This window comes from Desulfatiglans anilini DSM 4660, from assembly GCF_000422285.1.
Classification (GTDB): Bacteria; Desulfobacterota; DSM-4660; order Desulfatiglandales; family Desulfatiglandaceae; genus Desulfatiglans; species Desulfatiglans anilini.
Window position 1 is genome coordinate 1 of record NZ_AULM01000060.1, and the last position, 12,434, is coordinate 12,434.

The window sequence follows — 12,434 nt, forward strand, 5'->3', positions numbered from 1 at the left end:
GACGCTCCTGACCGGTGCGCTGGATATCGGGCAGGGGGCCGAAACGATTCATTCGCAGATTGTGGCCGAGGAGTTGAAGATCCCGATGGAGGAGATCCAGGTGATCGCCGCGGACACCGAAACGACGCCCGTGGACATCGGTTCCTGGATCAGCGGCAACGCCTACGTGTGCGGAAATGCCACACGGGTGGCGGCCGGCAATGTCCGCAAACAACTCCTCGAACTCGCGTCTCAGCAGCTCGAGGCGAGCATCGATGACCTGGTGCTGAAGGACAAGAAGGTTTATGTGGCGGGGTCCCCCAGCAAGGCGCTTACCTACAGGGATCTGGTGGCGCTGAGCATCCAGACGCGCAGAGGGGATCCGATCATCGGAGAGGGCCACTGGCGGACCATGAGGGATGAACCAACGCATCCGAGCCTGGCTACGACCAAGGGAAGGTGGACGGAAAACTATGCCTTCGATGCCCAGACGGCGGAGGTGGAGGTGGACACCGAGACGGGGAAGGTCAGGCTCCTGAGGGCTGTCACCGCCCACGATTGCGGTTTCCCTATCAACCCGCTCCTGGTCGAAGGGCAGATCGACGGACAGGTCTCCATGGCGCTCGGGCATGCCTTCATGGAAGAGATCATGATGGAAGAGGGGCGGACACTCAACCCGAACTGGCTCGACTATCGGATGCCCTGCATCCGGAACATCGCCCCCTCCGAGCATATCGACGTGATCACGGAGCAATACAGGGTCGGGCAGCCCTATCGTACCAAGGAAGTCGGAGAAGGCTACGTCTCCGCCATTTTGGCGGCCATCGCCAACGCCATCTACGATGCCGTCGGCATCAGGCTCCTCTCTACGCCGTTTACGCCCGAGAAGATTTTGCAAGGCCTTAATAAAATAGGTGCAGTAGCAGATACTAAATACTGCTTCTAGTACTACTACTTAAAGTTCTATAACTTGAAACTTCGCACTTATCCACAGGAGTGGGAAAATGACTGATTTACATGAGTATACGGCTTACACATACAATCCCGATATAGACATGGAAGAAACGCAGTACTGGATTCTATGTGCAGAAGATACACCACCAAGCCGCCCCCGCACACCAATGTCAGACTGGTTTTTTCAGAATTGTGCGAATTGGGGCGCTGCCTACGCAGCTGAAAAATTCCCAATTCCAACATCTAAAAACGTTATGTTTCGCTCGCATAACGGTTATACATATATGTCGGTTATTATGCCAAAAACTGAACTCGCAACACACTATAGATCAAACAAATTCAAAGAATCCCTTGATTTCATAATAAATAATTATATCCATATAATAAGCACAGAAAAACAACAACTATTACAAAAAGCAGAAAAAATAAAACACTATCAATTTGATAAAGCAACATACACTGAGCTGAGCAAGATCTTAGACGAAAGAGTAGATGCAACAAAGCAAATGTACGGAACAATTTTCTTTCTCAATCAGGGCCTTGGCACCATATATAACCTGTTTCAAGACCTCTGCGAAAACATGTTAGGAATTACCAGTTCAACAGCAACATTCCAAAACCTATTGCTAGGTGCATCAGAGTCCTTCTCGGGAATTGAGCAAGAATTGCAGACCATGGCACAAAAGGCGATAGACTTAGATTTGGTATCTGAACTATGTGAAAATAAACCAGAAGATGTAATTTCAAAAATGAAAAAATCGGACAAAGGACAAACATGGTATCAAAGCTTTTCTGCCTTTTTGCACACCCATGGGTGGCGATCCGTCGCGACAAATGATTATATATCTCCGTTATGGCTCGAAAAACCATCAATCCCAATTTCGCACATTCAAAAGTTTGCAGGTTCAAAACTACAATCAGTACCAAATAATGAAATCACAGATGCAATACAAGACCGCAAAAATCTGCAAGATGCCTTACTAAAAAAGGTCCCAATAGGTCAGAAAGAATGGTTTGAAACTGTCATGCAAATTGCACGAGCTTTTGCAGCTTGGAAGCACGAACATAAGCAATATTGTGAGATCCTGCAGACAGCTATAACACGTCACGCATTGCTTCAAATAGCTCATAAATTAGAAGATTCCGGCGGAATACAGCAATCAGAGGACATTTTCTTCATGGTTCCGGAAGAGGTGCAAAAATTGATATATTCTGCTGGAACTTCCAATCAAAATCTTACCGTCAGCCAACGCCGCACTATCTGGGAAGAAAACAAGAAATTCATACCACCTCCCCTCTTTTCAAAGGTCGCTCCAGATCAGGCGGCATATTTATTATTAAAAACAAAAAATCCAATAGCAATGGAACTAGCATTGGGAATGACAACTACAATTGCGACAAAAAATGAATTAGGTTTATCAGGCCAAGTTGCATCACAAGGAATTGCAGAAGGAGTCGCAAGGGTTGTTCTATCCCAGGAAGAATTGAGCGAAATCAAGGGAGGTGAAATACTCGTAGCATCCACAGTCGGCCCGAATTGGAGTACAGTTTTCCCTTTAATAAAAGGGGTGATTGTAGAACATGGTGGTATGTTGTCAGATGCGGCGATTCTTGGAAGAGAATATAAAATTCCAGTTATAACCAATGTAAACAGCGCAACAGATATAATCAAATCCGGACAAACTATACGTCTCAACGCAAATTCAGGAAACATAAATATATTACAAGCATTGGAAAATAAGAGACTTCTGGTTGTGGACGATGAAAAAGACATAATCGACACTATAGAGGAATTGTTGCCAATGTGTGAAATAACAAGAGCGACAACCTTCGAAAAGGCTGTCGAGCTGCTAAATTCAAAAACTTTTGACGTCACTATTTTGGATATCATGGGTGTCAATGGGTATAAACTTTTAGAAATAGCAAATAATAAGGGATTTATCTCGATAATGTTAACTGCACATGCTTTAACATTAGAAGATACAGTCAAATCATTCAGAGAAGGTGCAGCATATTTCGTCCCAAAGGAAAAGCTATCTGATCTTAGCGATATCTTACACGATATTCTTGAAAACAAACAAAAAGAGAACATTTTCTGGACGCATTGGTACGATAGATATGCTCCCTTATACGAAAAGCGATTCGGCCATGGATGGCAGAATAAGCACAAAGAGTTTTGGGAAATCTTCAAAAAAAATGAATACTAAGTAATTGTATAAAAACTTAAAGATCGCTTTCTGCAAATTTCCTATTTCCAAAAACTCGCATCATAATTTTTCTAGTAAATGAGAGTCCGCCTCATATTCATATACTGAGTTAAGTCTACGCAACTTTATATTAAACTAAAAATTAAATGAGGTTTCACAATGCTTGAGACAAGACCAAAGATACTATTCTTTGAAAAATGTGGCAGGCAAGATACCAATCTAGTAGGTGGCAAATGTGCCAATTTAGGCGAGATGTATCAACTAGGACTTCCTGTTCCACCTGGCTTCGCAGTTTCAACAGCAGTTTACGATGCCTTCATACATACTGCGGGAATAACTGCAAGACTCGAGCAGATTACTGAACAATACGATACGTCACTTACAGACATCAGAAATCTTACCATTCTTGGAGATAATCTCCAGGAAATAATCATGGAATGCTCAATACCTGATGAATTACGCGTGCCAATTGAAGATGCGTATGCTGAGCTGTCCAATAGGTTAGGCAGAAGCGAAATCGCAGTCGCAGTGCGGTCGAGCGGTGTCGCTGAGGACTCCGCCACAGCAAGTTTTGCAGGGCAATATGAATCTTACCTAAATATAATTGGCAAAGATGCCGTTCTCAGAAATATTCAGAAATGCTGGGCAAGTGCGTTTTCCCCCCGCTGTATTTCATACAGGCTTCATAATGGGCTTGGAATTTTGGCAGGATCTATCAGTGTAGCAGTCCAAAAAATGGTAAACGCAAGATCAGCAGGCGTCGGTTTTACCGCCAATCCAAACACGGGAGACAAAGGCAAGGTAGTTATCGAAGGGAATTGGGGTTGTGGCGAAAGTGTAGTCCAGGGGATATCTAAGGTAGATATTTTTTCTGTCGAAAAAACCCAATTAGAAATACTCGAATCCCAGGTAAACAAAAAAACAAAACAAATTATATTAAAGAATACGGGCGTAGAAGAAGCTCCAGTAGATTTAGCAAAACAGTTATTGCCATGCATAGACAATAAAGAAATTCTCCAGCTCGCTAAGATTGCTAGAAATGCTGAAAACCACTATGGATTGCCATTAGATTTAGAGTGGGTCATTGATGCTGACTTAGAATTTCCTCAAAATGTATTTTTTGTACAAGCACGCCCTATAACAGTTATCGCCAAGCAAAAAACAGCAACAGAAGCTATCCTCGATATGGCCTGTACCCGACTTTTTCCAGTTAATGAATAGATTATAGGTACTACCTTATATTGTTTTTCTCATCGCATAATGCAAAATTATGTTCAAACGAGAAGGTATATATAAATGCAAAAGACAATAATAATACTCGGCACGCTTGATACAAAATCAGAAGAAATTTTTTTCGCAAGAGATTGCATTAGAAAAAATGGCCATAGGCCAATAGTTATTGATTTAAGTGTTGGAAATAAGCCAAATGCAACGGGTGATATTACAAGCTCAGATGTTGCATGTGCTGCTGGAGCGAAGATCGATACAATATGGGGTAATCCTGACAGACCATCAATTAATAAAATTATAACTGAGGGTGCAATACAAATTGTACGCTCACTTTACGAAGAAGGACAACTCAGCGGAATCTTAGGAATTGGCGGGACTGGAGGGACTCTTATCGAAACAGACATCATGAAATGTCTCCCGTTTGGTATTCCAAAGTTTATGGTTTCGAGTAACGCTGCCGCTAAAGGATTTGCTTCTAGATATTTTGGGACAAAAGATATTACCATGATGAACACTGTGGTAGACATTGCAGGGCTTAATGATATCATAAAAACCTTAATTGCACAAGCGGTAGCTGCAATATGTGCCATGTCCAAAATTGATATCTTCTGGACCAAAAAGCAAAAAAATGATTCGCCGACCGTAAAAACTATTGCGCTCTGTGAATTGATGCTCAGCGCCGATAGTGTCAGAAGAATTAAAAATTTTTTAGAAAGTTTTGGATATCAGGTAATCGTATTTATGGCTACCGGCGTAGGTGATGCTGCAATGGAGGAAATGATCAGTGATGGAATGTTTGACGCGGTGTTAGATCTATCACCAGGCGGTATTCTTGATGGACTTGTTGGTGGCACAAGGATGGCCTGTCCACAAAGACTTGAAAGCGCAGGCAGAATAGGATTACCACAAATCATTGTCCCTGGCGGGCTCGATTTCATTACCCCACCTCGATCACGATACAAAGCTGAATATGACGCTAGGAAAAGTTTTCGCCCAGATAAACTAAGGCTACAGATCAGATCTAGCTGTGCTGAGCTTGAATTAGCCGCAGAGGTAATTGCTGGTAAGCTCAATAGATCCAGAGGACCTGTAAAGTTCTTTATACCTTTGAAAGGGTGGTCAAGAATTGATGGGCCGGGCCGGCCGTTAGACGATCCAGTAGCTATAAGAACCTTTACTAAGGCTCTAAAAGAACATTGCGAACCCAAGATTCAGATTATTGAGTGTGATCAATGGATAGAGGAACCCGAGTTTCAGCAAACAATTGTGAACGCTTTGAGAATAATGCTACTAGAACACTAAATGAATACGCCAAAATACAATTCACTAATACCCTTCCACGCTTCTACAAAAGGATTGCTTTTTTTTCTTAAAATAATGCGTACACATTAAGTTTTTAGGCGCTTCATTATCATTTTATAACTGGTGAGGATGATGGCACTAAACCTTTAGCTAGGCACTGACGGCACAGAAATTTTTTCGATTAAACAACAAGAAACCGTATTTCAACACAAAAGGAGGGAATTATGCGGGCTAGTCGTTTTACAGATGGACTAATTAGGGAGTACACTGAAAAAGGTTATTGGCAACCAATTACTTATGCAGATCTATACGACCAAAATGCAAAAAAATATTTTGACAAAATTGCGTTTGTTGATGACTCAGGCAATAAGTTTACATTTAAAGAAGCTAACGATGCAATAAACAAGCTTGCAATCAAACTAGTTGAATTAGGATTTCAGAAAGATGATGTACTTGTTGTTCAGCTACCCAATCGCGTAGAACTTGTTTTACTGCTAGTTGCATGCGAGAAGGCCGGCATCATATCGTCAACGGTTGTCCGAACCTTGCGGGATCAAGAAATTGAATACTTACTCCGTGTGACGGGTGCAAAAGGTTATGTTTGCATGCCCGAGTTTCGATCGTTCAATTATCTTGATATGATTGCAAACATGCGTAGTCGATTGCCGAATCTGTCTTCTATTTTTACCTGTGGCGACGATGCAATTGATGATACAATCAATGTTAAAAGCATTATCACCGCTGAAATCGACGATTCTTTGATAGATCAAAAAATTGCTATCATTAGAGAGAATCAAATACGCTTTGATGAAGTCGCTTGGCTTGGTTTTACAACCGGGACCACCGGATTCCCTAAGCTAGTTGAGACGCCTATGTCACTAGCTACCACTGTGGCACCATCGCATATGGGAAAAATAAAAATGACACATGATGATGTCGTTGGCGCTTTATGTCCTGTCTCCGGAGCCGCCCGTGGACTATTGAGGTTCAACCCATTCGTTGGCGCGAAGGGCGTTTTGATGGAGCATTTTGATGCAGAAAAAGCCTTCCACTTGATTGAAAAGGAAAAAATTTCTATTCCCATGATGGTACCTGCACAACTTGCTATGATGTCTCAGAATCCTAATTATACTAAATATGATTTGACCTCATTACGCGTTTTTCAGGTTTCTGGTGCTCCTCTGCCCCCGCATGTTGCAAATGATGTTGAAAAAAAATTCAATTGTATGGTGATTAACCACTATGGCGGTATGGATGCAGGATCTGTTGCTAGTGTAGATGCTGATGACCAGCTAGAGGTGAGGCGGTTTTCAGTTGGAAAACCCCATCCAGGAAATGAAGTCTTACTGCTTGATGATAATGGGAACGTAGTGTCAATAGGCGAGGTTGGTGCAGTTCATTTTCGTGGTCCTACATCCGTAGGCGGATATTATAAAGATCCTGCAATGACACAAGAAGCTTGGGGTTCCGGATATTTTAATATGGGTGATTTGGCAAAAAAAGATGAGGAAGGTAACATTTATATCGTAGGGAGAAAAAAGGATTGCATTATCCGCGGTGGCTATAATATTTATCCCACCGAAGTTGAAAGTATTTTAATTACTAATCCTAAAATTGAAGCTGCTGCCGTGATTGGGTATCCTGATAACATTATGGGAGAAAAAGCTTGCGCATATGTTGTTGTTAAAAAGGGAGAAACGTTTTCGTTCGCAGAGATGCAGGAATTTTTTAGATCGAAACAACTATCAGCAAATAAGACACCGGAGCGATTGGAAATAATTGATGAGATGCCACTTGTGAGCGATATGAAGTTAGATAAGAAGGTTCTAAAGAATGATTTACTTAGAAAGCTAGAGTCAGAATCGCACATTTAGCTTGCTTCTGAATTTACTTTTTAAATCACTGCCTAACATTGCAAGTAAAATGTTTTCTTTATGGCTTCTTGGTAAAAATCCAATTTATGCTATGAGGTGATAAGATGCATTACGGAAGAAAAGATATGCCATGGGAAATTACAGATTTTGATCTTGCACATTATCCAGTTTGGGTTCGTACTCCAGCTCATACCGAGCCCGTGATGACGCCTTTGTACTGCGAATTTTGGTATGGATATATGGTAGATGGTATCCGGCGCGGATGCGGTAAAATCTCTTTACCAACAACATTAGGTTACTATTGGAAGTTGTACAAGGGACATGGATATCTTACGCGTGCCATTCCCTTGAAAGATGAAATTCCGGCGCGTGAGGCAAAGTATCGGAAGATTTTGGGTGCTATTATTGAAGATCCATTTGCATATGCTAATAATCTCTTTAAGAAATTCGACACCATTATGGCTCCGTTCGTTTCGCTCAATCTTAAGGAAATGTCACGGGAAGAGCTTATTGCACATGTTCATGACATTATTCAATTACATAAGGAAAGTATTTTCTATTATTTTGATGGTTGGTTCGCCATTACGCCTTTACCCGGACTTTTTCAGCAATTAGCGGGAGATTTGACTGGGCTGAAGCCTACCGATCCTCTATATTCAAAACTGACAATCAGTACAGACAACCCTCTTTATCGGGCTAACAGTGGTATTGCTGAACTTGCTCGCCTTGCTATTGAACTTAAATTAGAAGAGAATTTCAAACTTCCCGATAAAGATGTCATTCCAGCCATGGAAGGAAACGAGGCTGGGCAAAAATGGCTTAATAGATTAAATGATTTCTTGGAAAAAAACAAGTGGAAGTTGGTACGCATGTATGAATTTTGTGAACCTGGCTGGTACGACGAACCGTCCCTATTAATATCAGATATAAAAAGATATGTTGAAATAGGCGGAATCCATAAGATCGATCAAGATCGCGATATGATGGTTGCTGAGCGCGACGCATTGACAGTTGAATTTCTCGAAAAGGTTCCTGAAGCTCAAAGAAATTGGATGGAGAAATTAGTTCTTTGCTCTCGCGCCGCTAATTACTGGAGTGAGGGAGCTGCCTGGTACGGTGAATTCAAGCGTATGGCTTTTGGACGGCGGTGTTTTATCGAATGCGGCAGACGGCTAGTTGAGGATGGAGCAATCGATTCCCTTGATGATATATTCATGCTTTTTAGTGATGAGATTATTAGTAGTCTCGGCAATAGAGAAAGAGGCCGCTACCTCTCGCTTGTTAAGGAGAGAAAAGATGAATGGAACGGATACAAGCAGTTAACGCAAAAGCCTGATGGGGTTCCCGCCTTTTTGGGAGATGCTAACGCCATCCCTAACATGCTGCGGTTAGATCCAACACTAAGTGTTAGTATCTCTGTACCAACAGAAAAAGCAGAAGATGTCGGCGCCTTATGTGTGGGGGGTGCTGGGAGCCCTGGTATCACTGAGGGGATCGCACGCGTTATTTGGGATGAGAGTTTCTTTGATGAACTGCAAAAGGGCGAAATTATGGTTTGTCCCATGACAAGTGCTACATGGACTCCTTTATTTGGCATTATCAAGGGTCTCGTTTGCGACAGCGGTGGTTCTCTTTCACATCCTGTTATTGTCAGTCGAGAGTATGGGATCCCTGCCGTTGTGGGTACGGGTGACGCAACCCAGAAAATTAAGACTGGAGATAGGCTGAGAGTAGATGGTGATCTGCTGCGTGTATATAAAATTAGCTAACTTGCTACGTTTTAGGAAATCTTTCTCATAGTTTATGGTTTTAATCTATTTTGCTAAAATTTTTTTACATATATTTTGGATTTGGAGCGTTTTGTTGGAGGTTCGTTATATGAATGATCTTCGTTCATTTATTCGTGAATGCGAAAAGCATGGTCAACTTAAAACTATTAGCTCAGTCGTCGATTGGAATATGGAGTTATCGCATATCGCCAAAGTTAATGAGGAAGCTGGCGGTTCGGCTTTACTTTTTGAAAATGTTCAGGGGTACTCAATTCCTGTATTGACAAGTGCGTTTACTACACCATCGCGGATGGCCATTGCATTGGGACAGCCACCGCACTATTCTATGGCAAGGCTCGCCAAAGAATGGATGCTGTTGGCAACAAAAAAGTTGGTTCCGCCTACGATTGTTCGCGACGGGCCCATAATGGAAAACATTGTTTCGGGTGATGATGTTAATCTATATGATTTTCCGGTACCTTTTTTCAACGCGCTTGATGGTGGAAGATTTATTGGGACCGCAGTTTACCTTATTACGAAGGATCCTGATTCTGGTTGGGTGAATCTTGGCACATATCGCATGCAGGTTCATGATGGTAAGCGGTGTGGTGTTCAAATGATCAAGGGGAAGCATGGGGATTTGATTCTTCGCAAGTACCAGCAGAGAAAAGAAAAAATGCCCGCTGCCGCTGTTATAGGGGGCGACCCTTTACTATTTTTGGTCGGCAGCAGCATGATTCCTTTCCAGGTGAATGAATATGATGTCGTTGGAGCGCTGCGTGGTAAGGCAGTTGAAGTTTTAGAAAGTGATTTTAGTGGACTTCATTTACCTTCCCATGCCGAGATTGTCCTTGAGGGGGAAATAGATCCGGATGATTTTATCAATGAGGGGCCTTTTGGGGAATATACTGGATATTATTCCGGTGAGCCAACACCTAAAGTCTTTCTGAACGTTAAAAGGATTTTGCATAGAAATAATCCGATTTTTTGGGCTTGTGTTGTGGGCAGACCGATCAATGATGTCTGTATGATTCAATCGTTGAATCGCACTGCCAGCCTGTGGTCTGACCTTGAAGCTATGAAAATACCTGGGGTTAAGTCTGTGTATATACCTGCATCTTCAAGTGGACGATTTTGGGCAGTTGTTTCCGTCCAGCAGCTCTATCCTGGGCATTCGATGCAAGTCGGTACTGCCGTTATTTCTACGACAACAGGTAGTTATGGTTTGAAAGGTGTTATAATTGTAGAAGACGATATTGCTGCTGATGATTGGGAGCAAGTATTGTGGTCTCTTTCCGTCCGATATGATCCCCTGCGGAGTACACAGATTATAAATCGTGGTCGTTCAACTTCTTTAGATCCTTCCTTACCTATTGATTCTAGGCAAATTGTTTCTCGGATCATTATGGACGCATGCACTCCCTTTGAATGGAAACATAAACCAATGCCTGTGCTTCTAGACCCTGATACTTTGGAGAGAATTCGAAACCGTTGGGATGATCTTCAATTAGGTTATGAACCAAAATTTTAAATGCGATAAAACGGATGAGGTTTTATTTGATGTCAAGTCGGTTATAGGACTTGTGATGGAGCGTCTTTTTAGGGGAACAGGGTGTTGAGGTGCACCGTGTCCTTTCGGCGGGGCTGCAGAGACCAATAAATTTTCGACAGGTAAATTTTTTTAGCGTGCTAGGATGAGGCGGAGGGCGGGAGGCCCGTTGGGGCGTCCCGCCGGGATGGGGTTAGCGGTTTTGATCCTGCCTATGCCACGGCATGAAGGTGTGCGGGGAGGTCTGCACAACTTTGGTGTTTTTGAGGAGCCATTACAGGTAGTCGAGCGGGTTCACATACGAAATTTAACAGGTGTGGATGAGGCTCATGAAGAGATCCCCGACATAGGCACCGCGTTGGGTCTTGTAGAAGAGGGAGTTTTTGCGGTGTGAGGTGGAACCCAAATACGGGCCAATTTTCGAGAGATTTAAGGTGTAAGAACTCCAATGTCACTCCGACAGCTCATTAGTCGGGGCTTGGCCTCGCGTGGCGGACCTTTGCGGAGCTCAGGTTGCTTAGGTTTGAACGGCTGTCTTCGAATTCATCCGAATCTCTTACATCTATCCATACCACCAGCTTCAGACCATCGCTGGCTTCCTGCCCACCTGCAACCTGGGCCATGGTGACGGATTTGCGGATCCTGAGGTCGCGGGTTCGGATGTGGGCCTCGATGGCCTTCAGTCTTTCCCGCCTGAATTTGAGGGACCGGGGGAATGGCCATGAGGTCGCAGGTTCGAGGCGATGTGCCGGTCAATTTCACCCTTGGTGGTCAGGACCTTTTCCGGTCCCCCTGGTAGAAAGTACCATCACAATTCCCCCAACTCCCGGGATTTCGACTGCGCTCCCCCTGGGGGAAAGCGGTAACAGGCAAAGACGCCGGGCACGCCGGCTGTGACAGGTCGGGCGGAAAAAACGCCCCAGTGGAGATCATGAGGAAAACGCTCCAGGTCCGGGTCATCCTCCAGGACCTTGTTGAGCAGAAGGTGGAGTCCCCTCTGGAATGCTTGATTCTTTTTTTCAGATCCTTGTTTGCAAACCTGAGTTCGTCCTACTTCCCTTCAATCCGGGCTGAGGGGCAATCCTCCCTCCGGTCGCGTCATGCCCTACATCTTCTTGGCCACATAGACGCCGTAGCCGTAATAGTCGCGGTATTTTTCATAAAGGGCCACTTCGAGCCGTTCCGCATCGACCACGGCCTTGGCCTGTTCGCTCCGCCCATGCCGTTCAAGAAACGCATCAAATCGGCGCTGAAGGGGGCGATAGTAATTCTCGAGCCAGCAATGCACCGGCAGAACGAAGTAGGCCTCGGGGCTGTAGCCATGCCGTTCGAGGTACCCAATCTTCGCCGAAGCGAGATCGATCTCCGGGTACTCGGTCTCCCAATGGGACTGGAGCTCCGCCGGTCTCGCAGCACTGAGCCAGGTGATCTCGGAAACGACGAGCTTTCCGCCGGGCTTCAGGAATCGGTTCCAGGCCGATACCCCGGCCTCGAAGCCCATGTTGTAGACGGCCCCTTCGGACCAGATCACGTCGAACTCACCTTCCTCGAACGGCAGGGCATCCATGGA

General features: G+C 44.0%; 8 protein-coding genes. 7 read left to right on the forward strand and 1 reads right to left on the reverse strand.

From position 1 onward, the window contains the following. From H567_RS26225 to ppcB, 7 genes are all read left to right on the forward strand, one after another. Positions 1 to 925 (forward strand): molybdopterin cofactor-binding domain-containing protein (locus H567_RS26225; protein WP_035255441.1); only part of this gene is annotated, 925 nt, incomplete at its 5' end. Between the two features lie 58 nt (positions 926 to 983). Beyond that, positions 984 to 3,140 carry a PEP-utilizing enzyme gene (locus H567_RS29685; protein ID WP_084517628.1) on the forward strand — a complete coding sequence of 719 codons (2,157 nt, stop codon included), beginning with the start codon at positions 984 to 986 and terminating at the stop codon, positions 3,138 to 3,140. A gap of 159 nt (positions 3,141 to 3,299) precedes the next feature. Continuing rightward, the gene (locus tag H567_RS28120) at positions 3,300 to 4,361 is read left to right on the forward strand and encodes a PEP/pyruvate-binding domain-containing protein (protein ID WP_084517630.1); all 1,062 of its coding nucleotides are present in this window, start codon (positions 3,300 to 3,302) and stop codon (positions 4,359 to 4,361) included. A gap of 75 nt (positions 4,362 to 4,436) precedes the next feature. Further along, complete coding sequence (locus tag H567_RS28125) at positions 4,437 to 5,672, forward strand: Tm-1-like ATP-binding domain-containing protein (RefSeq protein ID WP_028322755.1); 1,236 nt, start codon at positions 4,437 to 4,439, stop codon at positions 5,670 to 5,672. A gap of 224 nt (positions 5,673 to 5,896) precedes the next feature. After that, on the forward strand, positions 5,897 to 7,546 hold the full coding sequence (locus H567_RS0120010; RefSeq protein ID WP_028322756.1) for an AMP-binding protein: 1,650 nt from the start codon (positions 5,897 to 5,899) through the stop codon (positions 7,544 to 7,546). A 104-nt stretch (positions 7,547 to 7,650) separates the two neighbouring features. Then, positions 7,651 to 9,315, forward strand: a complete 1,665-nt coding sequence (locus tag H567_RS0120015; RefSeq protein WP_084517632.1) for a PEP-utilizing enzyme — start codon at positions 7,651 to 7,653, stop codon at positions 9,313 to 9,315. A 109-nt stretch (positions 9,316 to 9,424) separates the two neighbouring features. Next, positions 9,425 to 10,846: a phenylphosphate carboxylase subunit beta gene (ppcB, locus tag H567_RS28130; RefSeq protein WP_084517634.1), complete on the forward strand. Its 1,422-nt coding sequence runs from the start codon at positions 9,425 to 9,427 to the stop codon at positions 10,844 to 10,846. A 1,123-nt stretch (positions 10,847 to 11,969) separates the two neighbouring features. Here ppcB and H567_RS0120035 read toward each other — a convergent pair. Beyond that, positions 11,970 to 12,434, reverse strand: a 465-nt coding sequence (locus tag H567_RS0120035) for a class I SAM-dependent methyltransferase (protein ID WP_028322759.1), incomplete at its 5' end; no start/stop codon positions are given.